19 protein-coding genes are annotated in these 25526 nt (G+C 65.1%); 10 read left to right on the top strand and 9 right to left on the bottom strand.

From position 1 onward, the window contains the following. Nucleotides 1-118 precede the first annotated feature (118 nt). From ahcY to trxA, 8 genes are all read left to right on the top strand, one after another. Nucleotides 119-1534 (top strand): adenosylhomocysteinase, encoded by a 1416-nt coding sequence (ahcY, locus tag SC1_RS01240; RefSeq protein WP_062176498.1) that lies wholly within the window; start codon nt 119-121, stop codon nt 1532-1534. A 171-nt stretch (nt 1535-1705) separates the two neighbouring features. Then, on the top strand, nt 1706-4069 hold the full coding sequence (locus SC1_RS01245; RefSeq protein WP_062176501.1) for a PAS domain-containing sensor histidine kinase: 2364 nt from the start codon (nt 1706-1708) through the stop codon (nt 4067-4069). Beyond that, on the top strand, nt 4066-4518 hold the full coding sequence (tsaE, locus tag SC1_RS01250; protein ID WP_062176504.1) for a tRNA (adenosine(37)-N6)-threonylcarbamoyltransferase complex ATPase subunit type 1 TsaE: 453 nt from the start codon (nt 4066-4068) through the stop codon (nt 4516-4518). The genes SC1_RS01245 and tsaE overlap by 4 nt, the downstream gene beginning before the upstream one ends. Continuing rightward, nucleotides 4515-5486 carry an aminoglycoside phosphotransferase family protein gene (locus SC1_RS01255; protein ID WP_062176507.1) on the top strand — a complete coding sequence of 324 codons (972 nt, stop codon included), beginning with the start codon at nt 4515-4517 and terminating at the stop codon, nt 5484-5486. Before tsaE ends, SC1_RS01255 begins: the two co-directional genes overlap by 4 nt. Beyond that, entirely contained in the window at nt 5483-6202 is a 720-nt protein-coding gene (locus SC1_RS01260) for a nucleotidyltransferase family protein (protein WP_238586527.1), read from the top strand. The genes SC1_RS01255 and SC1_RS01260 overlap by 4 nt, the downstream gene beginning before the upstream one ends. After that, nucleotides 6195-9203, top strand: coding sequence for a double-strand break repair protein AddB (gene addB, locus SC1_RS01265; protein WP_062176514.1), 3009 nt, complete (start codon nt 6195-6197; stop codon nt 9201-9203). The genes SC1_RS01260 and addB overlap by 8 nt, the downstream gene beginning before the upstream one ends. Next, complete coding sequence (addA, locus tag SC1_RS01270; RefSeq protein WP_062176518.1) at nt 9200-12691, top strand: double-strand break repair helicase AddA; 3492 nt, start codon at nt 9200-9202, stop codon at nt 12689-12691. The genes addB and addA overlap by 4 nt, the downstream gene beginning before the upstream one ends. A 33-nt stretch (nt 12692-12724) precedes the next feature. Further along, nucleotides 12725-13045 carry a thioredoxin TrxA gene (trxA, locus tag SC1_RS01275; protein WP_062176521.1) on the top strand — a complete coding sequence of 107 codons (321 nt, stop codon included), beginning with the start codon at nt 12725-12727 and terminating at the stop codon, nt 13043-13045. A 41-nt stretch (nt 13046-13086) separates the two neighbouring features. On the opposite strand, the gene SC1_RS01280 is transcribed toward trxA, so the two are convergent. The 6 genes from SC1_RS01280 to SC1_RS01305 all read right to left on the bottom strand — a co-directional run bounded on the left by SC1_RS01280 (nt 13087) and on the right by SC1_RS01305 (nt 20043). Beyond that, a complete protein-coding gene (locus tag SC1_RS01280; protein WP_062176524.1) occupies nt 13087-13698 on the bottom strand; it encodes a glutathione S-transferase family protein in 612 nt (203 codons plus the stop codon). 4 nt (nt 13699-13702) lie between these two features. Next, nucleotides 13703-14929, bottom strand: a complete 1227-nt coding sequence (argJ, locus tag SC1_RS01285; protein WP_062176527.1) for a bifunctional glutamate N-acetyltransferase/amino-acid acetyltransferase ArgJ — start codon at nt 14927-14929, stop codon at nt 13703-13705. A 104-nt stretch (nt 14930-15033) separates the two neighbouring features. Beyond that, nucleotides 15034-16467, bottom strand: a complete 1434-nt coding sequence (locus tag SC1_RS01290) for an aldehyde dehydrogenase family protein (protein ID WP_062183323.1) — start codon at nt 16465-16467, stop codon at nt 15034-15036. Nucleotides 16468-16562: 95 nt separating this feature from the next. Beyond that, entirely contained in the window at nt 16563-17873 is a 1311-nt protein-coding gene (locus SC1_RS01295; RefSeq protein ID WP_062176540.1) for a M20/M25/M40 family metallo-hydrolase, read from the bottom strand. An 82-nt stretch (nt 17874-17955) separates the two neighbouring features. Beyond that, the gene (locus tag SC1_RS01300; protein WP_238586528.1) at nt 17956-19392 is read right to left on the bottom strand and encodes a PQQ-dependent sugar dehydrogenase; all 1437 of its coding nucleotides are present in this window, start codon (nt 19390-19392) and stop codon (nt 17956-17958) included. A 141-nt stretch (nt 19393-19533) separates the two neighbouring features. Beyond that, nucleotides 19534-20043 carry a hypothetical protein gene (locus SC1_RS01305; RefSeq protein WP_193749076.1) on the bottom strand — a complete coding sequence of 170 codons (510 nt, stop codon included), beginning with the start codon at nt 20041-20043 and terminating at the stop codon, nt 19534-19536. 151 nt (nt 20044-20194) lie between these two features. Here SC1_RS01305 and SC1_RS01310 point away from each other — a divergent pair, with 151 nt between their 5' ends. Together SC1_RS01310 and SC1_RS01315 are read left to right on the top strand one after the other, a co-directional pair. Then, nucleotides 20195-20407 (top strand): helix-turn-helix transcriptional regulator, encoded by a 213-nt coding sequence (locus tag SC1_RS01310; protein ID WP_062176548.1) that lies wholly within the window; start codon nt 20195-20197, stop codon nt 20405-20407. Next, the gene (locus tag SC1_RS01315) at nt 20404-21066 is read left to right on the top strand and encodes a hypothetical protein (protein ID WP_062176549.1); all 663 of its coding nucleotides are present in this window, start codon (nt 20404-20406) and stop codon (nt 21064-21066) included. Before SC1_RS01310 ends, SC1_RS01315 begins: the two co-directional genes overlap by 4 nt. Before the next feature lie 64 nt (nt 21067-21130). Here the strand turns inward: SC1_RS01315 and glnA are convergent, their stop codons facing one another. From glnA to SC1_RS01330, 3 genes are all read right to left on the bottom strand, one after another. Continuing rightward, nucleotides 21131-22543, bottom strand: coding sequence for a type I glutamate--ammonia ligase (glnA, locus tag SC1_RS01320; protein ID WP_062176552.1), 1413 nt, complete (start codon nt 22541-22543; stop codon nt 21131-21133). Between the two features lie 71 nt (nt 22544-22614). Continuing rightward, a complete protein-coding gene (locus SC1_RS01325) occupies nt 22615-22953 on the bottom strand; it encodes a P-II family nitrogen regulator (RefSeq protein ID WP_037518110.1) in 339 nt (112 codons plus the stop codon). A gap of 228 nt (nt 22954-23181) precedes the next feature. Further along, complete coding sequence (locus tag SC1_RS01330; RefSeq protein WP_062176555.1) at nt 23182-25368, bottom strand: PQQ-dependent dehydrogenase, methanol/ethanol family; 2187 nt, start codon at nt 25366-25368, stop codon at nt 23182-23184. Nucleotides 25369-25526 lie beyond the last annotated feature (158 nt).

Below are 25526 nucleotides of genomic sequence, written 5' to 3' on the forward strand. Positions count from 1 at the left end.
CCCATATGCGATATAAAGAAAAGTTTATATTTGATCGGCGGCGGTGTTTCGGCTAGGGCGCGCACGATAATTTCGTGGCCGCTCGCCTGCGGTCGAATAGCAATATGGAGAATCCCCCGTGGCTACTCTCGCCGCCGACACCCATGATTATGTGATCGCCGACATCGGTCTCGCCGACTTCGGGCGCAAGGAAATCAACATCGCCGAAACCGAGATGCCGGGCCTGATGGCGCTGCGCAGCGAGTTCGGCGCGGCGCAGCCGCTGAAGGGCGCGCGCATTACCGGATCGCTGCACATGACGATCCAGACCGCAGTGCTGATCGAGACGCTGACCGCGCTCGGCGCCGAAGTTCGCTGGGCGACGTGCAACATCTTCTCGACCCAGGACCATGCCGCCGCCGCGATCGCCGCGTCGGGCGTGCCGGTGTTCGCGGTTAAGGGCGAAAGCCTTGCCGATTATTGGGACTATGTCGGCCGCATCTTTGACTGGGGTGTGGAAGACGGCACGACCTGCAACCTGATCCTCGACGACGGCGGCGACGCCACGATGTTCGCGCTGTGGGGTGCGAAGCTCGAAGCCGGCGAAACCATGCCGGCGCCCGAGAATGAAGAAGAGATCGAGATGCAGCGCGCGCTGAAGGCGTTCGTTGCCGCGCACCCCGGCTATCTGACCAAGACGGTCAAGGCGATCAAGGGCGTGTCGGAAGAAACGACGACCGGTGTCCACCGCCTGTACCACATTGCGAAGAAGGGCGAGCTGCCTTTCCCCGCGATCAACGTCAATGACAGCGTCACCAAGTCGAAGTTCGACAATCTTTATGGTTGCAAGGAATCGCTGGTCGACGCGATCCGCCGCGGCACCGACGTGATGCTCGCGGGCAAGGTTGCGACCGTCGCGGGCTTCGGCGACGTCGGCAAGGGCTCGGCGCAGTCGCTGCGTAACGGCGGTGCCCGCGTCCTCGTCACCGAAATCGATCCGATCTGCGCGCTGCAGGCGGCGATGGAAGGTTTCGAGGTCGTGACGATGGACGAAGCGGTCAAGCGTTCGGACATTTTCGTCACCGCGACCGGCAACGCCGACGTCATCACTGCCGAACATATGGCGGCGATGAAGAATATGGCGATCGTCTGCAACATCGGCCACTTCGACAGCGAGATCCAGATTGCGGCGCTCGCCAATTACAAGTGGACCGAAGTGAAGCCGCAGGTCGACCTGGTCGAGTTCCCCGACGGCAAGCAGATCATCATCCTGTCGAAGGGCCGCCTGGTCAATCTGGGCAACGCGACGGGCCACCCGAGCTTCGTGATGTCGGCGAGCTTCACCAACCAGACGCTTGCGCAGATCGAGCTTTGGACGCGTAGCGAGCAGTACAAGAATGACGTGTACGTCCTGCCCAAGCATCTCGACGAAAAGGTCGCGGCGCTTCACCTCGAAAAGCTGGGCGTGAAGCTTAGCCAACTGAGCCAGAAGCAGGCCGATTATATCGGCGTGCCGGTCGAAGGCCCGTTCAAGCCCGACCATTATCGTTATTGATCGGACGAGGGCTGGCCCCTCTTTCGACCGATAGAAAACTGTGGACGGCGCGCCCATCGGACGATGCGGCGCGCCGATCCGTATGACATGCGATTGAAACATGACTCCATCGTCTTTAGGGCAGGCGATCATGCGCGCGGGATATTCGGACAAAGGTGGATTTGAAGCGGGATGAGCGGATCGCTTTCCCCGGAGCTTTTGTTCGCCCTCGGCCTGTTCGCGGCGCTGTGGTTCATCGCCGGCGTGTGGGCTACGGTGCGTGGGATCGCGATGCAGCGCCGCTCGGCATTCGTCGCCGGGCAGGCCGAGCGCCTGGCGAGCCTCGTCGAGGCGTCACCCCAGCTTCCCGTGATTGTGCGGGCCGACTGGCGGATCGAGGCTAGCGAGCGGCTTGGACGCTGGCTCGGGCTGGACCGTGGGCCGCGAAATTTTGATGAACTGCGCGGATTGGGAAGCGGGCTCGATGCCGCTGCTCACGACGCGCTGCGCCAGGCGATCCTGGGAGCGCAACGGGGCGCCAAGCCGTTCTCGCTGAGCCTGAAGCCCGACGGCAGCAGCCGCACGATTATCGTTCATGGGGCCGCTGCACCGCAGGCGGTCGGCGGACCGGGCGGCGTATTGCTGTGGCTGAGCGATGCGACCGATGGGCAGCAGGCGCTTGCGCACGCACGCCGCGAGCGCGGCGAAGCGATGGCGGCCTTCGAGGCACTGTCGGGACTGATCGAGGCCGCGCCCTTTCCGATGTGGTTCCGCGACACCGACCTCAATCTCGCATTGGTGAATAATGCCTATGTCCGCGCGGTCGAAGCGAAGAGCGCGACCGCGGTGATCGACGGCGGAATCGAGCTGTGCGAGACCGTCGCGGGGATCAGCGCCGCCGAAGCCGCCGACGAAGCGCGCGTGGCGGGTTCGGCGCAAATGCGTACGATCCCGGTAACGATCCAGGGCGAGCGCCGCATCATGCGCGTCGTCGATGTGCCGCTGGCGCCCGAGGGCGGGCGCGTGATCGGTGTTGCGGGCTATGCGATCGACATTCAGGAACTCGAAACCGAACGCGGTGCGCATCGCCGCTTTGTCGATACGCAGCGTGAATTGCTCGACCGTTTGTCAGCGGCGGTCGCGCAATTCGGTCCCGATCAGGGCCTGAGCTTTGCCAATCTGCCGTTCCGCCGGTTGTTCGCGCTGGAAGCCGACGATGTCGCGGAAGCGCTTCCGTTCGCGCGGCTGCTCGACGCCTGGCGCGAGGGCGGGCGGACGCCCGAGGTGCGCAACTATCCCGAATGGCGCCAGGCGCATGTCGACTGGTTCGCGCAGGCCGAGGCGAGCGAAGAGGATTGGTTGCTGCGCGACGGCACGCACCTTCACGTCGTTGCGCAACCTACCCCCGATGGCGGCCTGCTGCTGATCGCCGAGGACAAGACCGAGCAGGTGCAGCTTGCGGGCGCGCGCGATACATTGCTGCGAGTTCGTACTGCGACCTTCGACAATCTGTTCGAGGCGGTCGCCGTGTTCGCGCCCGACGGGCGGCTGCATCTGTGGAACCAGCGGTTCCGCCGCCTTTGGGGCATCGACGAGCCGACGCTTGCGGCGCACCCGAGAGTCGACGCGTTGATGGGCGGGCTGGCCGACCGGCTCGCGAAACCGAACCAGATCAGCATCGTGCAGGAGGTCATCCGCGCCGCGACGCTCGAACGGCAGCAACGCGTCGGAGAAGTCCGGTTCGCCGACGGGCGCCATTTCGATTTTGCATCGATCCCGCTGCCAGACGGCAATGCGCTGCTCATCATGCTCGACATCACCGCGAGCCGGAAAATGGAAGGCGCGCTGCGCGAACGCAACGAGGCGCTTGAAGCGGCCGACAAGTCGAAGACCGCTTTCCTGTCGCGGATGAGTTACGAACTGCGGACGCCGCTGACCTCGATCGGCGGCTTCGGCGAGATGTTGCAGGCGGGCTATGCCGGCAAACTCGGCGACCAGCAGCGCGCCTATATCGATGCGATCATGGATTCGGTCGGCGTGCTCGGGCGCCAGATCGACAATGTGCTGGACCTGGCACAGGGTGAGGCGGGGACGCTTGCGGTCGAGCGTATGCCGGTCGATATCCGTGGGCTGCTGCAAGATGCGCTGGCCGACGCCAAAGCCTTTGCCGATAGCGAGAAGGTCGAGCTGGTGGGTAACATCTCCGCAAACCTCGGCCAGATCGACGGCGATGCGCCGCGCCTGTCGCGCCTCGTCGCAGGATTGCTCGACAACGCGGTTCGCTTTACCGCGCCGTCGCGTAAATCCGGCGGACGCGTGCTGCTGCATGCCGATGGCGATGCGCGGGGGATCGACATCATCGTGTCCGACAATGGCCCCGGGATGCCCGAGACGGCCGTTGCGGTCGCCAAGGGGCAACAGGGGGGCACCGCGACGGGCGGCATCGGCCTCGCGCTTGCGCGGCAGCTCGTTGCGGCGCATGGCGGGACGATGGAAGTGGTGAGCGAGCAGGGGCAGGGCACGCTCGTGCGCATCAGTCTGCCGCGCGGCGCATGACGAACTTCTCCACGCAATATGACCTGGGCGAGGCCGAGCGGATCGGCGCGGCGATCGGTGCGGCGTTGCGGCCCGGCGATGTCATTTTGCTATCGGGCGATCTCGGCGCGGGCAAGACGACGCTGGCGCGTGCGATGCTGAAGGAGCGGGGGTTGGCCGGTGAGGCGCCAAGTCCGACTTTTGCGATCGTCCAACCCTATGCGCCGCCCGAAGTCGACCTGCCCATCGCGCATGTCGATTTGTACCGGATCGAGGATGCGCATGAACTGATCGAACTTGGCCTCGACGATTATCTTTATGACGGAGCGCTGCTGATCGAATGGCCCGAGCGACTGGGCGAAGACGGCTGGCCCGGGGCGCTGCTGCTCCGGATTTCGGGTGAAGGTGACGCGCGCGTCTTGACAGCCGATGTGCCTGCGGCTTGGGGAGCAAGATGGCCGCTCCCATGATTCCGCCCGCCCACGCGCCCGCCTTTCTTGCCGCGCATGGCTGGGGCGATGCCCAGATTTTGCCGCTCGCCGGCGATGCGTCCTTCCGCCGCTATTTCCGTGTCGTCGATAAGGGGCGGCAGGCAGTGCTGATGGATGCGCCGCCGCCGCATGAAGACCCGCGCCCGTTCATCGCGGTTGCCGAATTTCTGTGCGAACAGGGACTGACCGCGCCGACGATTCTCGCGCGCGATCTGGAGCAGGGCCTGCTGCTGATCGACGATTTCGGCGATGTGCGGCTGCGTGAGACGGTCGACGAGGCGCCGCACACCGAGGCTGACTATTATGCGGGCGTTACCGACCTGCTCGTGCATCTGCATGCGCGGCCGCCGATGGACGGACTGCCGGTACATGGGTTGGAGCAATGGCTCGACGAGGTGATGCTGTTCAGCGACTGGTATTGTCCGGCACTGGATATCGAGGTCGATCGCGATGCGTTTCGCGCTGCCTGGGCCGAGGTGCTGACGCCGGTCGAACAGGACGGTTTGCCCAGGGTAACCGTGCTGCGCGACTATCATGCCGAAAATATCATGCTCGTACCGGGCAAGGACGGCATCGCGCACTATGGCCTGCTCGATTTTCAGGACGCGCTCGTTGGGCATCCCGCCTATGACCTCGCCTCGGTGCTCGAAGATGCGCGGCGCGACGTGAGTCCGGCGGTCGAGACCGCAATGCTGGCGCGTTACCAGACGGCGACCGGGCAGGATATCGAGCGTGCCTATTGGGCGCTCGCGGCGCAGCGCAACACGCGCATTCTCGGCGTTTTTGTCCGCCTGTGGAAACGCGACAACAAGCCGCATTATAAAAGCTTCCAGCCGCGCATGTGGGGGCTGCTCGAACGCGATCTCGCGCATCCGGCGCTTGTCCCCGTTCGGCAATGGTTCGACGCCAATGTCCCCGCTTCGAAACGGGCGGAGGCTTGGCTGTGAGCGTGAAGATCGAAAGTGCGATGGTGATGGCGGCGGGCATCGGCAAGCGCATGCGCCCGCTGACCGCGACGCGGCCAAAGCCGCTGGTGCGGGTTGCGGGCAAGGCGCTGATCGACCACAGCCTCGACCGGATCGAGGCGGCGGGTGTCGAGCATGTCGTGGTCAATGTCCATTATCTGGCGGACGCATTGGAGGCGCATCTGGCGGCGCAGAAGCGCAAGTTCACGATCGCGATTTCCGACGAGCGCGACCTGCTGCTGGAAACCGGCGGCGGGATGGTCAAAGCGCTGCCGCAGCTTACCGGCGATCCGATCCTGATCGTCAACAGCGACAATATCTGGACCGACGGGCCGCAGGACAGCATCCGCCATCTCGCGCGCCACTGGGATGGCGACAAGATGGACGCGCTGTTGCTGCTGATCCGGCAGGCGAGCGCGACGGGGCATGGCGGGCGCGGCGATTTCCATATGGACGGCGACGGCAAGCTGTCGCGTCGCAAGCCGGGACGGATCGCGCCCTTCGTCTATACGGGCATCCAGCTCATCTCGCCGCGGCTGCTCGATGACGCGCCTGAGGGAGCGTTTTCGACGAACATCTTGTGGGACCGCGCGATTGCGGCGGGGCGGCTTTACGGCCTGTCGCATATGGGGCAATGGTTCGATGTCGGCACTCCGGCGAGCATTGCGCCGACCGAAGCCGCACTGACGGATGGCTGACGCCAAACCCACCATCTTTTCCATTCCGGTCCAACGGGCCTTTGCGGATGCGCTCGCGGCGGGGCTGATCGCGCGATATGCCGACGGCGCGCTCGGGCTGGCGAACGGGTTGATCATCCTGCCGAGCAATCGCGCGCGGAGCGCGGTGCAGGCGGCGTTCGTGCGCGCGAGCGGTTCGGGGCTGCTGATGCCCAGGCTCGCGGTGATCGGCGACGCCGACCTTGATGAGAGCGTTGCCCTCGCGCTCGACCCCATCGATGAGAGCGACGCAATCCCGCCCGCGATCGACGCGCTGAAGCGGAGGTTGATGCTTGCGGGGCTGATAGAGAAACATGTTCCGGCGGGTGAAGACCCGATCACCGGCGCTGCCGCCTTCCAGCTTGCCGAGGGGCTGGGGCGCGTGATCGACCAACTGCATTATGAGGAGGTCGCGCCCGCGCGGCTGGCCGATATCGAAAGCGCGCTCGGCGATCTGGCGGGGCATTGGCAGGCGTCGTGGCGGCGGCTGTCGCTGCTCGTCGATCAATGGCCAAAGCTGCTCGCGACAACCGGCCATATCGATCGCGCCGACCGCCGCAACCGTTTGCTTGAACGGGTGAGCCGCGGATGGCGCGTGGCACCGCCCGCACGCTTCGTCGTCGCGGCGGGCGTGACGACAGCGGCGCCTGCGATAGCGCGCCTGCTGCGCACCGTTGCGGATCTGCCACAGGGGATGGTCGTGCTGCCGGGGCTCGACATCGGCATGGCGGGCGAGGAATGGGAAGCGCTGGGGCCGGTGAAAACGGATCCCGAAAAACCCGGCGACCGGCCGCTTGAAACGCATCCGCAATATCATCTGAAGTTGCTGCTTGGTCGCATGGGCGTGTCGCGGGACGAGGTGCAGTCGTGGGACGCAGCCTCTCCCTTTGACGGCCCCGATGCACGTGCGTCCTTCACCTCGCTGCTGTTCGCGCCCGCCGATTACACCGCCCGCTGGCAGCAGGCGCGCGATCTGGGCGAGGGCATTGCCGGGGTGACTGCCGCAGTGTTCGGCGATGACGGGCAGGAAGCGCAGGGAATTGCGCTGATGATGCGCGCGGCGCTCGAAACGCCTGCGCGCACGGCGGCGTTGGTGACACCCGACCGGGGACTGGCGACGCGTGTCGCGGCGGCGCTCGCACGTTGGGACATATCGGTCGACGACAGCGCGGGGCAACCGCTGGGACAGACACCGCCAGGCGCGCTGCTGCTCGCGCTCGCCGAATTCGCCGCGGCGTTCGACCCGGTGCGCCTGATCGCGCTGCTCGGCCATCCGCTCGTGCGTGCGGGCGATACAAGGCTCGGTTGGCTCGATCAGGTGCGGCGGCTCGATCTGGTGCTGCGCGGCCCCGGACTGGTGCCGGGCTGGGGCGGGGTTACGGCGCGTATCGCGGCGCTCGCCGCCGATCCGAAGGCGCGCGGTCATTCGGCAGCGCAGGCGATCGAACCATGGTGGGACGATGTCGTCGCAGGGCTCGGAGCGGCGCTCGCGCCGTTTGAAGCGGGCGCCTCCGCACCGCCATCGGTTTTGCTCGGCGCATTGCAGTCGGCGCTCGGCTGGTTGACCGGCGACGGCGTGTGGTCAGGGCACGCGGGCCGCGCGCTGTCCGAAATCTTCGATCGCTGGGCGCTCGCGAAGGGCGACGGACCGGCGCTCGTAGCGCCCGACGATTTCCCAGCGATGCTGACCGATCTCCTGTCGGGAGAAAGCGTGCGGCCGCCCTATGGCGGGCATCCGCGATTGTTCATCTGGGGGCTGCTCGAAGCGCGGTTGCAGCGCGCCGATGTGATGATCCTCGGCGGGCTCGACGAAGGTCGCTGGCCGCAGCAGCAAAGCCCCGACCCGTGGCTTGCACCGGGCATCCGGCGAATGCTGGGGCTTGCCGCGCCCGAACGCCAGCAGGGCGCGGCAGCGCATGATTTCGCGGGCGCTTTTGCGGCGCGCAAGGTGGTGGTGACGCGCGCGATGCGCAGCGGCGGCGACCCGGCGGTGGCATCGCGCTTCTGGCTGCGGCTCGCGGCGCTTGCGGGCGAATTGCCCGAAGCGCGTGTGGGCGGCGACAGTGTCACGGCACTGGCGGCGGCGCTCGATGTGCCGGCGGGGCCAATCGCGCCAGCGCGGATGCCGGAGCCGCGGCCGCCCGTCGACGCGCGGCCCGACCATATCAGCGTCACCGGCGTCGACCTGCTTGCGAAGGATCCTTACGCCTTTTACGCGGGACGCATCCTGCGGCTGTCGGTGCTCGATCCGCTGCGCGCCGGCCCCGATCCGCGGTGGCTCGGCACGCGCGTCCATGCGTTCATGGAGGATTGGCAGCGCGCCGGGGCGACGCCCGACGCGCTCGAGGTCGAACTCGGCCGCCTGCTGGACGACCCAGCGCTCGATGCGCTCGCGCGCGCATTCTGGTTCCCGCGGATCGAGCCGGCGCTGCGCTGGGCGGCAGGGCGCGTGTGGGAAGCCCGCATCGAGGGGCGCGAGCCGATCGCGACAGAGGCTAGCGGCATGCACGAACTCGACGGCATTCGCCTGTCAGGCAAGGCCGATCGCATCGACCGGCTGTCCGACGGCAGTCTTGCCATCGTCGATTACAAGACAGGGGCGGCGCCGAGCGGCAGCGCGGCGGCGGGTGGGCTCGATAATCAATTGGGTCTGCTCGGGCTGCTCGCCGAAATGGGCAAGGTTGACGGCGTGGCCGCAGGACCGATCAACGCGCTCGAATATTGGAGCCTGAAGGCCGACCGCGCCAAAGCTGTCGACGGCAGCATCGCGGCCACGCATGGGTCGCGGCGCAAGCTCAAAACTGCCGAAGAGGCGGTTGCGCGGGCCTATGACGCGTTCGCCGAACTGACTGCCTCCTATTTGCTCGGCGACGGCGCGTTCGCGCCGGGCGACAATGCAAAGCGCTTTACCGATTACGACCAGTTGATGCGCCGTGATGAATGGTTCGGGCGTGGCAGAGATTTGGGCGGCGAACTGCCATGACGCGGCTCCACGATCTCGATCCCGGCCAACAGGCAGCGGCCGAGCCGGGCGAGCATGTCTGGCTCGGCGCTTCGGCGGGGACGGGCAAGACGCAGGTGCTGTCGGCACGGGTGCTGCGGTTGATGCTAGCGGGGGTCGCGCCCGACGCGATCCTTTGCATCACCTTCACCAAGGCGGGCGCCGCAGAGATGGCGCACCGCATCCACGAGCGGCTGGCCCTGTGGGTACGGATGGGCGACGCCGACTTGCGGGTCGACCTCAATGCGCTCGGCGCCGATTGGCAGCAACCGGGCGTCCTCGATCGTGCTCGCTCACTCTTTGCCACCGTGATCGACAGCGCCCCGGGCGCGATCCGCGTCCAGACGATCCACAGCTTCTGCCAGACGCTGCTCGCGAGCTTCCCGCTCGAGGCGAAGATCATGCCGGGCTTTCGCGCGCTCGAAGAGGGTGAGGCGGCGGAGTTGCAGCGGCAAGTGATGGGAAAGCTGCTCGCCGAGGCCGGCGCCGACGGCGACGCAATGCGGGGGCAGGCTGCGATGCTGTCGCGGCGGATGGGGCAGGATGCCGCGATGGCGTTCCTTGTCCGTTGCGCACACGCCTTTGCCGCGCCGTTCCAGACGCGCGTCCTGCCGCCGCGTGCACATGATCTGCGCGCGGCGCTGCGGCTGCCCGATGGCGATCCCGACGCCTGGCTGGCGGGGAGGATCGCGGACGGAGCTATCAGCGACGCGCATATCGGCATGGTCGCGGCGAGCGGCGCGAATTGGGGGACGAAGACGGGGCTCGGCTGTGCGGACGCGATGGCGCGCTGGCTGGCCGCCGATGCGCCGGCCCGTGCAGCGACGCTCCGCGACCTGCTTGGCTGTTTCCTCACCGGCAAGGGCGAGCTGCGCGCCGATTTCGCGGGCGACAAGGGGCGGATGACCGATTGTCTGGATAGCGCAGTGCGCGTCGTCGAGGCGGCGCAAAGCCTGCTTGCTTCGGCGACCGCGATGCGGGTTGCCGACGAACTGGCTGCGGCGTGGGATCTGGGGAGCCGCTTTGCCGAGGCCTATGCACTGGCGAAGCGCGAGGGCGGGCTCGCCGATTTCGACGATCTAATTGCGATCGCCGGGTCGCTGCTGCGGCTCGGCCAGTTCGGCGAATGGGTACGCTTCAAGCTCGACCAGCGCACCGACCATATATTGGTCGACGAGGCACAGGATACGAATACGCGGCAGTGGGCGATCGTCGCTGCGCTGGCTGACGAGTTTTTCGCGGGCGAGGGCGCAAAGGACGGGCGCGTCCGCACGATGTTCACCGTCGGTGACCGAAAGCAGGCGATCTTCGGTTTTCAGGGAACTGAGCCCGCCGCGTTCGAGGCGGCACGCATCCGCTTCGGCGAATGGGCGGCTGACGGTGGTCAGCCCTTCGCTGAGGTCGACCTGGTCACAAATTATCGTTCAAGCCCAGCGGTGCTCGATGTCGTCGACGAATGGGTCGCGGGCGGCGGGACCGGGCTGATGGGGCTCGCGAGCGATGAACCGCCGCATCTGCCGTTCCGCAGCGCGCATCCAGGACGTGTGGAATTGTGGCAGCCGCTGCCCGTGGGCAAGGCGATAGCGGCCGAGGGCGAGAGCGAAGAAGGCGCGGACGAGGATATGCCCGAGGAGGGCGGCGGCGATCCGCTCGCCCCCGCGAACGATCCCGCGAGCCTCAGGTTATCGCGAGCGCTTGCCGACGAGGTCCAGGGCTGGATCGAGCATGGCAAGGACGGGCGCAGCGTCGCGCCCGGCGATATTTTGATCCTCGTCCGTCGGCGCCGCGACCTGGCGGCACGGATAGTTGCACGGTTGCAGTCGCTTGGCGTGCCCGTCGCGGGGGTCGACCGCTTTGCGCTGACGCAGCCGCTTGGCGTGCAGGACCTGTTGTCGGCGATGCGTTTTGCGATCCAGCCGCTCGACGATCTCAATCTTGCTGCGCTGCTGGTGTCGCCGTTGATCGGCTGGTCGCAGGATGATCTGTTCGGCTTTGCCCACGGCCGCGGCAAGCGCGCCTTGTGGGAGCAGCTTCGCGCGCGCGAAGCCGAAGTGCCCGCCTCGACGATGACGGCGCTGCGCGGATTGCTCGGCATGGCCGATTTCACGACGCCCTATCGTTTCCTCGATCACGTGCTGTCGGGACCGATGCAGGGGCGTCGGAGGCTTTATGCGCGGCTGGGGCGCGAGGCGCGCGATCCGATCGACGAATTGCTGAACCAGGCGCTTGCGTTCGAGCGATTGCATATCCCCTCGCTGCTCGCCTTTCTGAGCGACGTCGAGGCGAGTCGTGTCGATATCAAGCGCCAGACTGAAGCCCGCAGCGATGTCGTGCGCGTGATGACCGTGCACGGGTCGAAGGGGTTGCAGGCGCCGATCGTCATCCTTGCCGATGCAACCGACGACCCGGAGCAGCGCCAGCGCGGGTTCGACCTGTCGTTCGAAGGCTGGGACAGGCTGCCCGTGTTCGGCATGGGGCGCGACGAACGATACGGCGCGATCGCCGCCGCCCATGATGCCAAGGCGCGCGCCGAGATCGAGGAACATTGGCGGCTGCTCTATGTCGCGATGACGCGGGCCGAGGAATTGCTCATAGTTACCGGCGTCACGAAGAAGGAGGATCGTTCGCTGCCCGAACTGTGCTGGCATGCGGCGGTCGACCGGGTAATGGAAGGCATGGGGTGCGATTGGCAGGATGCCGGACCGCGCTGGGGGCAAAAGCGCGTCCATGCCGTGAATGAAAAGGCGTGGGCGCGGCGGCGGGACAAGCCGGTTGCCGGGACGCCTGGAGTGGTTATCCCCGATTGGGCGACGAAGCCCGCCCCAGAAGAGGCACGCCCGCCGCGCCCGCTTGCGCCGTCCGCGCTGGGCGAGGACGATGTCGCATCGCCGCCGCAGGGCGGCGAACGGTCGGTTGCAGTCGAGCGTGGCCTGCTGCTTCATGCACTGTTCGAACGGTTGCCGCCGGTGGCGCCCGCGCGTCGACGTATCGCGGCGGAACATTGGCTCAAGATGCAGGCGGCGGCGCTGGACGACAGCGCGCGGGGGGCAATGGTGGACGAGGTATTGGGCGTTCTGGACGATCCCGCGCATGCGGGGCTGTTCGGACCTGATTCGCTCGCCGAAGTGCCCCTGTCGGCGGTGGTGGACGGCGTCGTCGTCGCCGGCATCGTCGACCGGCTGCTCGTCGCCGATGGGACCGTGACGGTGGTCGATTACAAGACGGGGCGACATGTGCCGGCGAGCGCTGCCGACGTTCAGCCCGCCTATCTTCGCCAGATGGCCGCGTATCGCGATGCGCTTGCCGCCATTTTTCCGGGCCGGCGAGTCGAGGCGGCGTTGCTCTATACGGCGGCTGCCCGGCTGATCCGGCTGGACGACGCGTTGCTCGATGCACACAAGCCGGGCTTGACGGCAACCAAGGCGAATTTGCCGGGCTCAGCCCTTGAGCCGGACGCACCGACGCCCTAGTTTGGGGGCAACGATATTTCAGGAGTCCAACATATGGGTACCAAGGCAATCAGCGACGACAGCTTCCAGGCAGACGTCCTCGACAGCGACACCCCCGTGCTCGTCGATTTCTGGGCCGAATGGTGCGGCCCGTGCAAGATGATCGGCCCGTCGCTCGAGGAAATCGCCGACGAACTGGGCGAAAAGGTCGTGATCGCAAAGCTGAACATCGACGATCATCCGAACGCCCCCGCCAAATATGGCGTGCGCGGCATTCCGACGATGATCCTGTTCAAAAATGGCGAGATCGCCGACACCAAGGTCGGTGCGGCACCGAAGAGCGCGCTCAAGGGCTGGCTCGAAGGCGCGCTGTAACTGATGCAAGGGCCCCGGCGAAAACCGGGGCCTTTTTGTTTTCAGGTCAGCGGAATCATGACCTGTTCGGCATAGCCTGGCCGTGATCTGAGCCGCGCGTACCACGCCTCGAGATGAGGGAGTGCGGGCCGCTCGATTTCGAGCGAGAGCCAAGTATGGACGTAAACGCCCATCGGGATATCGCCGATGCCGAAATCCGCGCCCGAAAGCCAGGGCCACTGTCCCAGCGCGGCGTCGAGGACAGTCATTCGCTTGGCACAACGTTCGGCTGACGCGGCAATCGCCGCCGGATCGCGCTGTTCGGCTGTCTTGCGAACCAGATTCACGAACGCGTCGCGCTGCCCTTCGGCATAATCGATCTGCCAGTCCATCCATTTGTCGGCGACTGCGCGGGCCGCCGGGTCGGCAGCCCAAAATCGCTCGCCGCCATGTTTTGCGGCGAGATAGCGCAGGATCGCGTTCGATTCCCACAGGATGACGCCGTCGTCCTCGATCGTCGGGATCAGTGCGTTGGGGTTCTTCGCCAGATAGGCGGCATCCATTCCGAACTGTCCGCCGACGTCGTGGCGTTCGAAGGGCAGGCCGAGTTCGACGGCGAACCATGCGACCTTTTTGACATTGTGCGAGTTGAGGCGGCCCCAGATGGTGAGCATCGGCTCAGCTCCGATAGTCGGCGTTGATGCTGATGTAGCCGTGCGTCAGGTCGCAGGTCCAAACGGTCGCGCGGCCTTCGCCGAGACCGAGATCTGCGCCGACGCGGATGTCCTGGCTTTTCAGATGCGCGGCCACCGGCGCCTCGTCATAGCCGTCGACCGGCAGGCCGTCCTTTGCGACCCAATGATCGCCGAAGCGGATCGCAAGCTTGTCGCGGTCGGCGGGTTCGCCCGCCTTGCCCACCGCCATCACGACGCGGCCCCAGTTGGCATCCTCGCCCGCGATCGCAGTCTTGACCAGCGGTGAGTTGGCGATGGCGAGCGCAACGCGCTTGGCGCTGTCGTCGGTGGTGGCGCCCGTCACCTGTATTTCGATGAACTTCGATGCGCCTTCGCCGTCGCGCACGACCTGATGCGCGAGGTCGAGTGCGACGGCGCGGATCGCGGCGTAAAGCGCATCGGCGCCCGGATCGTCGCGGGTATTGAGCGGCGCATTGCCGGCCTGTCCCGTCGCAAACAGCAGCACCGTGTCGCTGGTCGAGGTGTCGCTGTCGACGGTGATGCTGTTGAAGCTGCCCCCGGTCGCCTCGCTCAGCATCTCCTGCAACAGTGCAGGCGCAACTGCGGCGTCGGTAAAGATATAGCCGAGCATCGTCGCCATGTCGGGGGCGATCATGCCCGATCCCTTGACCACGCCAGCAACCTGCACGGTCGTGCCGCCGACAATTGCGCTGGCGCCCGATCCCTTGGCAAAGGTGTCGGTGGTGCCGATGGTTTCGGCGACGGCTTCCCACGAGCAGACGGCGGCGGTCAGTGCGGCCTCGACGCCGGCGCGCGCCTTGTCCTTGGGCAACGGTACGCCGATCACGCCGGTCGAGCTTACAAAGACTTCGTTTGCGTCGCAGCCGAGATGCCCGGCGACCTGAGCCATGATCTGCTCGACCGCCTCGCGGCCGCGATAACCGGTGAAGGCATTGCTATTGCCAGCGTTGACGATCAGCGCACGGCCTTTGCCGCCCTTGACCTGTTCGCGGCCGAGCTCGACTTCCGACGAGCAGCAGACGTTGCGCGTGAATACGCCCGCGACTGCGGTGCCGGGCGCAAGCTCGACATAGGTGAGGTCGCAGCGGTCCCAATTCTTGTACTGCGCGCGCGCGACGCGGCGCGTAACCCCGGCGATGTCGGGGAGGGCGGGAAAAGATTCGGGGGCGAGCGGTGAGCGGGTCGTCATGATGGACCCGCGCATAGCCGCTCTTCCCCCAACGCAAAACCCCTCCTCTTCAGAGGAGGGGGCTTGATCCTCCCCACGGCTGCGCCGCAGGGAGGATATTGAGATCAGGCGGGAATGCCGCTGATCGACTTCACTTCCATGAAGTCCTTGAGGCCGAACACGCCGCCTTCACGGCCGTTGCCCGACGCCTTGTAACCGCCGAATGCCGCGCCCGGACCGGGGCCCCATGCGTTGACCGCGACCATGCCGGCGCGCAGCTTCGGCGCCAGGCCGGCCGCCTTCGCGGGATCGCCCGAGATGACCGCTGACAGGCCATATTCGGTGTCGTTGGCGATATCGACGGCTTCGTCGAGGTCGCCATAGGCCATGATCGTCGCGACGGGGCCAAAGATTTCCTCATTGGCGATGCGCATGTCGCGCGTGACGCCCGAGAAGACCGTCGGCTTGATATAATAGCCGCGGTTGACGTTCGAGGGCAGGCCTGTGCCACCGGTTTCGAGCGTCGCGCCTTCGTCGATCGCTGACTGGATCAGGCCCTGGATCTTGTCGAACTGCGCCTTGTTGACGACGGGGCCGATGTGGCCACCCTCGGCCTGCGGATCGCCGACCGAGGTGCCGTCGAACATTGCCTTGATCACGCCAACGGCTTCGGCTTCGCGGTCCTTCTGGACGAGAATGCGCGTCGGGGCGATGCAGCTCTGACCGGTGTTGACCAGGACGCCCTGGACCGTCGGCGGCAACACAGCGGCAAAATCGGCGTCGGGCAGGACGATGTTCGGCGACTTGCCACCGAGTTCCTGATGGACGCGCTTAACGGTGTCGGCCGCCGCCTTGGCGACGAGGATGCCGGCGCGGGTCGATCCGGTGAAGCTCACCATTTCGATGCCGGGGTGCGCGCTGATCGCGTTGCCGACCGTCGGGCCGTCGCCCTGCACGAGGTTGAAGACGCCCGGCGGCACGCCCGCGGCGTCGAGGATTTCGGCGAAGATGACCGCGTTGCCGGGGCATTCTTCCGACGGCTTGAGCACCATCGTGTTGCCAGCGGCGAGCGCGGGGGCGACCTTCAGCGCAATCTGGTTGAGCGGCCAGTTCCATGGCGTGATCATGCCGACGACGCCGATCGGTTCATAGGCGATCATGCCCGCGGCATATTTTTCGGTGAAGCTGAAGTCTTTCAGCGCGGCGATCGTGCCGATGAAGCCGCCGATGCCGGCGCCGACCTGCGCGGTGCCCGCGAAGCTGACCGGGGCGCCCATTTCGGATGCCATCGACTTTGCGAGGTCGGGCGCGCGCTTCTTATACTCTTCGACAATGCGGTTCAGCAGGTCGAGACGCTCTTCGCGCGTCGTCTGCGAGAAGCTCTTGAAGGCTTCCTTTGCGGCGGCGACAGCATCGTCGACGTCGGCCGGAGTGCCGAGCACGACGGTCGAGGCCGCTTCTTCGGTCGCGGGGTTGATGACGTCGTGGAGCTTGCCGCCCTTGCTGTCGACCCAGCGGCCGCCGATGTAATTTTGCTTGAGATGCGTTTCGGTGCTCATCATTCTTCTCCCATCGGCGGTCAATTCCGTCTCGGATTGCTACCTAATCACTGTGCCTGATGAATCAAGCGCGGCCAACTGTGAAAGACGGCAGTTTAGCGCTTTTCAGCAGAAAGGCGTGACATCAGGATGGCAGCGCGCGTCGCCTGCCGGCTGATGCTGGGGATATCGACCGCTTCGCCCGGCGCATGGTCGCCGGTACTGTACGGCCCGAGTCCCGCGAGCCCGTCGACGTCGGCGGCGACGAAGCTGATATCGCCCGCGCCGCGCTTCAGCGGATCGAGCGGCGCCATTTCGGCAAGGCCGAGGTCGCGGTTCACGCCATTGAGTTTTGCGAGCAGCGCACGGTTTCCATCGGTCGGCGCCATCGACGGATAGCCGCCCGGATCGAAGCTCAGCTTGGCGTCGGTACCCGGCGCATGCTCGGCGACGATCGCGGCCATCTTCGCTTTCACCCGTTCGATTTGTTCGGGCGACAGCGCGCGGAGGTCGCCGCGCGCGATTGCGATCGGCGCGATGATGTTTGTCTTGCCGTTCACCGTCGCGCGTATGCCGCCCGCGTCGAGTTCGGCCTGCTGCCCGCCCGCGATCAGCCCGACGTTGAAGGTGAGGTTCGGTTCGGGGAGTTCGGTGCGGAAACGGTAGACGATCCGCGTCAGCTCATAGATTGCGCCGTCGCCCGCCGCGGCGCTGAAAATGCCGGAGCTGTGCGCGCTCTTGCCCGTGGCGGTGACGGTCCAGCTATCCGACGAGCGCCGTGCGACGGACCCCATGTCCGCGCCATTGTCGCGGACGAGCCCTTCGAAATCGAGCGCAACGTCGCTGCGCTTGCCTGCATCGATCAGGTCGGCGCGCGCCTTTTCGATCGGGCTGCCCGAATCCTCTTCGTCGCCGGTCATGTGGATTTCGATATTCGCGTCCTTGAGCGTGCCGGCGGCCTTCATCGCGCGTAGGGCCGCGACGATCACGACCATGCCGCCCTTGTCGTCGCCCGCGCCGGGTCCTTCGCCCATATCGCCCTTGCGTGTGAACTTCTGGAACGGCGAGTCGGGTTCGAACACCGTGTCGAGATGCGCGATGAGGAGCAGGCGCTTGGCATCGGGCTTGCCTGTATGCGTCGCGATCAGGTGGCCGGCGCGGCCGGTATCGCGCATCGGTTTCCATTCGACCTTGAAGCCTAGCGGCTCGAGTTCGGCGCGCATCATCGCTCCGACCTTTTCGACGCCTTCCAGATTCTGCGAGCCGCTGTTCTGGTTGACGAGCTTTTCGAGCAGGGCCAGCGAGCGCGCCTGTTCGGCGTCGACCGTTTTCGCCATGCCGCTTTCGGCCTTCGACAGCTTTGCTTGCGCTGCCGGGATCAGCGCGAGTTGAAGGGCGACGATAGCGGCAAAGGGCAATGATTTCATGGGGAGGCCTCCTATGGAGGCGCCCTTGTGCCGTGCCTTTCCGTTCGCGGCAAGCGTTCAGCCGGACAGTCGCTCCGCGACGTCAGTTTCGCGGACGCACCATGAAGATGTTGCCCGACACGCTGACGATATAGAGGTTGCCCGCGCTGTCCTCTCCGAAAGACGCGAGTTGCCGGAGCGTGTCGACATCGGGCCTGAAGTCGTCGTTGCGGTTGGCGAAACGCGACGATGGCAATGTCTGTCCTTGCGCGAAGTCGGCGAACGGCAGCGTCCACACATTGGCCGAGATGAAGTCGCCAAAGACATATTGTCCGCGCAGCGATGCGATCGGTCCGCGATAGACATAGCCGCCGATCACGCTGCGGCCGAGGGCGGGCGCATATTCTGCGACCGGTGGCGTGAGACCTGAGGGCGGCGTGCCACGGTTGACGCGTGTTCCCTCCATGAAGGGCCAGCCGAAATTGAGTCCCGGCGTACCGATTGGCAACATGCTGATTTCTTCCATATTGCTCTCCCCCACGTCGCCGATCACCAAGGTCGATCCCTGGAAGGACGCCCGGAACGGATTGCGGAGGCCGCGTGCGAAGACATAGGGGTCTCCGCCACCGGAAATATAGGGATTGCCCGGCGCCGGAACGAAGCGATTGGCGTTCGCCGGATCGACCGCGAGCCGCAGTATCTTGCCGAGGCGCGAATTCGTGTCCTGCGCGGGGTCGCCGCCCGTGGCGCCGTCGCCAATAGCGACATAGATGTTGCCATCGGGACCATAGCCGATCCAGCCGCCATTGTGATTGGAGGAGTCGGCGTGCGGAACCGATAGAGCGGTTATATAGGTCGTCTCAGGCGACGCGGTGCCCAGCGTGTAGCGGCGGACCTGCACCGAGCCGTCGGGCCCGGTGGCGACGACCATCAACTGGTTCACATTGTTTGGATTGACGGCGAGCCCCAGCAGTCCGCGTTCGCCGCCCGACGAAAGATCGGTGATGTTGAGAACGCGCGTGCTGCTGCCGGTCGTCGGATTGAACCGATAGACCCCGCCACCATTCTCCACGACATAGACGTTGTTGCTGTCGCCGGGGATCGGCGCAAGATAGACGGGCCGGCTGAAGCTGGTCGATCCGACGGGCGCCACGCGCCCGACCGAGATTCCGTCGGCGCTGTTGGTCACGGTGATGTTGACCGTCAGCGTCGCACTCGCGCGGCCGTCGCTGACGCGGAGTTGGACGTTGTAGACATTGTTGCGATCGGCATCGGTCGGCGCGGAATAGTTCGGCGCGGTGTTGAACCGGAGTGCACCCGCGGACGTAATCGAGAAAACCCCCGCATCGGCGCCGCCGTCGATGCTGAATGTCAGCGCATCGCCGTCGGGATCGCTTGCGGTGGCCTGATAGGCGCTGGTGGTGTTTTCGACGATGCTTGCAGTCTGTGCCGAGGTGAAGCTGGGCGGAGAGTTGCTGGCGGGTGGCGGCGTGCTGCCGCCTCCGCCCCCTCCGCCGCCGCCGCACGAAGCGAGGATCAAGGGGAAAAGGGCGGCAAAAACTCGCATCCGCATGGGCAACAGCCTTTCGCAATCGAACGAACCCGGCGGGCAGCCTGTCACCCATCGGCGGGGATCGCAACCTCGCTGATTTACCAACTTATATATTGGAATCGGTTCGTCTCAGGCGAGCTCCTTGACCTCGTCGAAATCGTCCAGCTTGTCGAGCGCGTCGCGGGCGATTTTCCGAAGGGCGGAGCGGTTCACCATCAAGCCCTTCGACCCATCACCGGTCAAATCGTCGATCGTGAACGCGACCTTCGTTCGGCCCGGCGCCAATTCTTCAAAGGTGAATTTCAGCCCCGTCTTCAACGCGCCATCGTCGACGCTGTAGATCAGGTGCGTTTCGCGCGGGATTTCCATCGCAACCGCAATCTTCACCTTTTGCGCATCGGGCCGCTCGTCGGGGATCATCTTGTCGAATCCGGGTTCGCCCTTTTGCACGATGAGCTCATAGAGCCGTGTCGATCCGCCGTTGGTGACGAGCGGCAAGCCGGTGAAGGCGCTGTCGTTACCGAACATCTTCGCGAACACCTCCTCGCGCGGCGCGGCAACGATGCGTGTCTCGTTCGCCAGCTCGGCAATCTTGCCGCAGCCGGTTGCAAGCAGCATCGCGATGATCGGAACTATCATGCGAAACATTGAATATCCCCCCGATTCGTCCTGCTATTAGCGCGTTCGGCTTATCAAAAAGTAATCGCCAGAAAGTCGACGGGGTGTAAAGTATGTTTGACAGATCGGCTGATGATATGTAAAGAGTTCTTTACAGGAAGGGCCTTGGCTGTTGGAAAATCGGGTTCGCGAATATCGGGAGAAGGCGGCGTGGAGCCAGGGCGAACTCGCTCGCCGGCTCGGCGTGTCGCGCCAGACGATCAACGCGGTCGAAACCGACAAATACGACCCCAGCCTGCCGCTTGCATTGCGCATGGCTCGATTGTTCGGGCTCGAGGTACGCGAGCTGTTTGTCGATCATTGGTTGCCGGAGGACGAAGGATGAACAAGGCCGTGACAGGAAATCGGGCGTCGCAGGTCAAGGCTTCGGCCCTCAAGATGCTGGTGGGCGCGATGGTGGGCGCGGGATTTTCCGCGGCGGCGCTTGCGCTGGCGGGCGCCGGGTTGCTCGATGCAATGGGCCCGTCGCGCGTGGCGCTGGCCGGCGTCGGCCTGGTCTATCTGCTGATGGGGGCCTTCGTAGGCTTCGGCCTTGTTGCACCACAGGCGGGCGCGAAGCTCCTCAACGTCGGCGATGCCGACGAACTGCGTGACGAGCGCAGCACGCTTGCGCAGTCGACCGCAGTCATGGGCATCACGGGGATCGTGCTCGTCCTGCTCGCGTTGGCGCGTGGGCCGGGATTCGCGGCGGGGCCGGTTTCCGCCGAAGTTGCGATCGGCGCGCTGCTCCTGTCGACCGCCGCGGGCGTGTGCGCAAGCTGGCGGTGGCGTGGCGCCTTCGACGAGTTGAGCTGGCAACTCGGTCTCGAAGGCTGCCTGTGGGCCTTCTGCCTGAGCTGGGTCATTCTGTCGCTTTGGGCGGCGGCCGATTTCCTCGGCTTCGGCGCGGTGCTCTCACCGATCGACGTCGTCACGACGCTTTCGGCTATGTTGCTGCTGGGTTCGTTCGTCGCGATCGGAAAGCGCGGAATGATGACCCGCTGACGAAAAAGGGCGCCCGGTTCCCCCGAACCGGACGCCCTTCCTTAGGCGATCTGACCCTGTCGGATCAGGCGCTGTAGTACATGTCGAACTCGACCGGGCTCGGCGTCTGTTCGAAACGATAGACCTCGTCCCACTTCAGTTCGACATAGGCTTCGATCTGGTCCTTGCTGAACACGTCGCCCTTGAGCAGGAAGTCGTGGTCGGCGAGCAGGCTGTCGAGCGCTTCGCGGAGGCTTCCGCACACGGTCGGGACTTCGCTCAACTCTTCGGGCGGCAGGTCGTACAGATTCTTGTCCATCGCGTCGCCGGGGTGGATTTTGTTCTGGATACCGTCGAGGCCCGCCATCAGCAGCGCCGAATAGCAGAGATAGGGGTTCGCCATCGCGTCGGGGAACCGGAACTCGACGCGCTTCGACTTCGCGCCCGCACCGTACGGGATGCGACACGAGGCCGAACGGTTGCGGCTCGAATAAGCGAGCAGCACCGGAGCTTCGAAACCGGGGACGAGGCGCTTGTAGCTGTTCGTCGTCGGGTTGGTGAAAGCGTTGAGGGCTTTGGCATGCTTGACCACGCCGCCGATGAAATAGAGGCACATGTCCGAAAGGCCAGCATAGCCGTTGCCGGCAAAGAGCGGCTTGCCCTTTTCCCAGATCGAGATGTGGGTGTGCATGCCGCTGCCATTATCGTCCTTGATCGGCTTCGGCATGAAGGTCGCGGTCTTGCCATAGGCGTGCGCGACCTGGTGCACGACATATTTGTAGATCTGCATGCGGTCGGCGGTTTCGGTCAGCGTGCCGAAGGTGAGGCCCAGTTCGTGCTGCGCGGCGGCGACTTCATGGTGATGCTTGTCGCAGGGCAGGCCCATTTCGAGCATCGTCGAGACCATTTCGGCGCGGATGTCGACGGCGCTGTCGACCGGCGCGACGGGGAAATAGCCGCCCTTGGCACGCGGACGGTGCGCAAGGTTGCCGCCCTCATAGCTGCGGCCGGTGTTGGTCGGCAGTTCGATATCGTCGATCTCGAAACCCGACTTGTTGTAGCCGGTTTCGAAACGGACGTCGTCGAACATGAAAAATTCGGCTTCGGGGCCGACATAGACGGTGTCGCCGATGCCGGTCGAGGCGACATAGGCCTCGGCGCGCTTCGCGGTCGTGCGCGGGTCGCGGGCATAGCCTTCGCCGGTCGACGGTTCGACGATGTCGCAGAAAATCACCAGCATCGGGGTGGCCGAGAAGGGATCATCATAGACGGCATCGAGGTCGGGCTTCAGGATCATGTCCGACTCGTTGATCGCCTTCCAGCCTTCGATCGACGAGCCGTCGAACATCAGGCCGTCTTCGAGTTCGTCCTCGCCGAGGATCGACGCGACCATGGTCAGGTGCTGCCACTTGCCCTTGGGGTCGGTGAAGCGCAGGTCGACCCACTCAATGTCGTTTTCCTTGATCCGCGCGATGATATCCTTGGGCTTCGTAGCCATCGTCTATGCTTCCTTCTTGCGAAATGGTCCGGCGTGCCGGGGGTTGTCGGGTTTTCGAAAAATGCGAAAGATTAAAGCGCGTCCTCGTTGCGTTCGCCGGTGCGGATACGGAGCGCCGTTTCGACCGGGATGACGAAGATCTTGCCGTCGCCGATGCGGCCAGTCTGCGCAGCGGCGGCGATCGCCTCCACCACACGTTCCGCCATCGAGTCTTCGACGATGACTTCGAGCTTCACCTTGGGCAGAAAGTCGACGACATATTCGGCGCCGCGATACAGTTCGGTGTGACCCTTCTGCCGTCCGAAACCCTTGGCCTCGGTGACGGTGATGCCGCTGACACCCACTTCGTGCAGCGCTTCCTTCACTTCGTCGAGTTTGAACGGCTTGATGATCGCCTCAATCTTCTTCACGCTTTTCGTCCCCCTTTGGGCTGGCCGCCGCTCCTTGCGCGTCAAGCCGGATCAGGCCTGCCTGGTCCGGTCTGCCGTCGAGTCGGTGCGATGTCCCGCCATCTTGCACCAATCAAAAGCCGTGCCAATTGGCGAATCGCGGGGATTTGGTAAGAAATTTGAAACGAAAGAACGCTGCTGCCCAAGGGCTGGGCAACGACGTTCTTCGGCTGCCTAAATTTTGAGCAGTCAGCGTCCCATCGGCGCCGAGGAGTCGGCCAGATTGGCTTTGGTCCAGTTCGACCGCTCGATGACATAGGCGCGAATCGCCTCGGCATCGGCGGGGGTGAGCACATTGGCGAAGCTCACCATGCCGCGGTCTTTCAGGGCGCCGCCGATTACGACGCCCTTCCACGCCTCGGCATTGGCGAGGGTGCCCGAGACGCGCAGGTCGGGGGTGAAGCCGTTGCCGATCGCGCTGTCGCCGTGACAGACGATGCAATAGCGCCCGAAATGCGCCTTGCCTGCCGAAACCTGCGCCGGCGATGCGGTCATCGGCGGCGGGTTCCATGCGAGCGCGGCGGAGGACGGCGGAGCAGGGAGTTTCACCGTGCCGCCAATCTTCATCACGACAAGGCGCGGGATGTTCGGGATCTTGCGCGTCGCGCCGCCCGCGACCCCGGCGACAAGCGGAAAGGCGCCGCCCTTGCTCGTCATGAACGCCACATATTGGACGCCGCCGACGCGGAAGGTCGAGGGCGCGCTGACGATCCCCGATTGCATGTCGAGGTCGAGCAATTGCTTGCCGGTGTCGGCGGTATAGGCGCGGAAGCGACCGAGGCTGGTGCCCTGGAAGACAAGATTGCCCGCCGTGGTCATCGTACCGCCGTTCCACGCCGCGGGGTGGTCGACCGCCCATGCGACCTTGCCGGTGCGCGGGTCGAATGCCACCAGCCGCCCGGTGGTCGCGGCGACCGCGGCGCGGAACGCTGCCTTGTCGTCGGGGAGCATCGTGCCGGTCAGCGTGGTACCGATGTTGAACCCGACGACCTTGCGTTTGTCGAGTTCGGTCATGTCGGCGAGATAGCCCTGCGGGATTTGCTGCGCGGGGATATAGACGAGGCCGGTTTTCGGATTGTAGCTCATCGGGTGCCAGTTGTGTGCGCCAAGCGCGCCGGGGATCGCGATGAACGGCTTGCCGGTCTTGTAGAAGCGCGCCTCGGGATTCTCGATCGGGCGGCCGCTGGCGAGGTCGTAACCCGTCGCCCAGTTGATCCCGTCAACGAAGGGCTTGGCGTCGATCAACTTGCCACTGGTGCGGTCGATCGTGAAGAAGAAGCCGTTCTTCGGTGCATGGTACAGCACCTTCGTCGGCTTGCCGTTCATCGCCTGTTCGGCGAGGATGATCGGCTGGGTTGCGGTATAATCCCACGTCTCGCCCGGCGTTTCCTGATAATGCCATTTATATTTGCCGGTCGTGGCGTCGAGCGCCACGACCGAGGACAGGAACCAGTTGTCGCCCTCACCATTCGAGCGCGTGCCATGGTTCCATGGGTTGCCGTTGCCGACGCCCAGATAGATTTGGTCCAGATCCTTGTCGTAAACGATCGCGTCCCAGACGGTGCCGCCGCCGCCTGAGGTCTGCCACTCGCCTTTATCGGACCAGGTCGCGTTACCCTTTGATGCGAAGATGTCATCGGACGCCGCGCCGTCCTTCGCCTTGGTCGGATTGGGCGCGGTGTAGAAGCGCCAGCGCTCCTTGCCGGTGTCGGCGTCATAAGCGGTGACATAGCCGCGCACCCCGAATTCGGCGCCGCCGTTTCCGATCAGCACCATATCCTTCACGACGCGCGGCGCGCCCGTGATCGTGTAGGGTTTCGACGTGTCGAAGGTCTGCGTCGACCACAGTTCCTTGCCGGTCTTCCTGTCGAGCGCGATCAGGCGGCCGTCGAGCGCGCCCACGAAGACCTTGTCGCCCCACACCGCAACGCCGCGGTTGACGACGTCGCAGCAAGCAGAAACCGCTCGCTCGCCGGGGACCTTGGGGTCGAACTTCCACAAGGATTTACCGGTCGCGGCGTCCCAAGCGCTGACCTTCGACCAGGCATGGGTGACATACATTACGCCGTCGACGACGACGGGCGTTGCTTCCTGTCCGCGCGCATCGTCAAGGTCGGCTGTCCAGGCGATACCGAGCTCACCCACATTTTCGTCGTTGATATCGGTCAGCGGACTGAAGCGCTGCTCGTCATAGCTGTAACCGATCGCGCCCCAATTATCGCCATTGCCGCCGGTCTTGAGGAGGGTCTCACTGGCTTTCTCGGCATCGTCGATCGATCCGCCGCCTGAAACACTGTCGTTTTTCGACGCGTTGCATGAAGCCAGTGCCAGTGCCGCGCAGCCCAGCAGCGCGGCCGTAAAGACCCGTTTCGCCATCCCTTGCTCTCCCGTTCGACGCCTATCGTTGACGTTAACGTCAAGACTGCGCCCGAAGGCGCATGTGCGCAAGCGGGAAAATGGGGGGTGAGGGCGGGGGGCTCTCCTATCGTGACCCTCGAACGAGACACGTGGCTCGCTCGACTTGATTCGGGGTG

Source organism: Sphingopyxis sp. C-1, assembly GCF_001047015.1.
Lineage (GTDB): Bacteria > Pseudomonadota > Alphaproteobacteria > Sphingomonadales > Sphingomonadaceae > Sphingopyxis.

Excerpts from the sequence above, each read along its gene's own strand:
- addA (WP_062176518.1), top strand. The coding sequence starts at position 9,200 with ATGACGCGGCTCCACGATCTCGATCCCGGCCAACAGGCAGCGGCCGAG.
- SC1_RS01280 (WP_062176524.1), bottom strand. The coding sequence starts at position 13,698 with ATGCTCACCATCTGGGGCCGCCTCAACTCGCACAATGTCAAAAAGGTC.
- SC1_RS01315 (WP_062176549.1), top strand. The coding sequence starts at position 20,404 with ATGAACAAGGCCGTGACAGGAAATCGGGCGTCGCAGGTCAAGGCTTCG.
- SC1_RS01305 (WP_193749076.1), bottom strand. The coding sequence starts at position 20,043 with ATGATAGTTCCGATCATCGCGATGCTGCTTGCAACCGGCTGCGGCAAG.
- SC1_RS01290 (WP_062183323.1), bottom strand. The coding sequence starts at position 16,467 with ATGAGCACCGAAACGCATCTCAAGCAAAATTACATCGGCGGCCGCTGG.
- SC1_RS01295 (WP_062176540.1), bottom strand. The coding sequence starts at position 17,873 with ATGAAATCATTGCCCTTTGCCGCTATCGTCGCCCTTCAACTCGCGCTG.
- SC1_RS01330 (WP_062176555.1), bottom strand. The coding sequence starts at position 25,368 with ATGGCGAAACGGGTCTTTACGGCCGCGCTGCTGGGCTGCGCGGCACTG.
- tsaE (WP_062176504.1), top strand. The coding sequence starts at position 4,066 with ATGACGAACTTCTCCACGCAATATGACCTGGGCGAGGCCGAGCGGATC.
- trxA (WP_062176521.1), top strand. The coding sequence starts at position 12,725 with ATGGGTACCAAGGCAATCAGCGACGACAGCTTCCAGGCAGACGTCCTC.
- SC1_RS01255 (WP_062176507.1), top strand. The coding sequence starts at position 4,515 with ATGATTCCGCCCGCCCACGCGCCCGCCTTTCTTGCCGCGCATGGCTGG.
- SC1_RS01245 (WP_062176501.1), top strand. The coding sequence starts at position 1,706 with ATGAGCGGATCGCTTTCCCCGGAGCTTTTGTTCGCCCTCGGCCTGTTC.
- glnA (WP_062176552.1), bottom strand. The coding sequence starts at position 22,543 with ATGGCTACGAAGCCCAAGGATATCATCGCGCGGATCAAGGAAAACGAC.
- argJ (WP_062176527.1), bottom strand. The coding sequence starts at position 14,929 with ATGACGACCCGCTCACCGCTCGCCCCCGAATCTTTTCCCGCCCTCCCC.
- addB (WP_062176514.1), top strand. The coding sequence starts at position 6,195 with ATGGCTGACGCCAAACCCACCATCTTTTCCATTCCGGTCCAACGGGCC.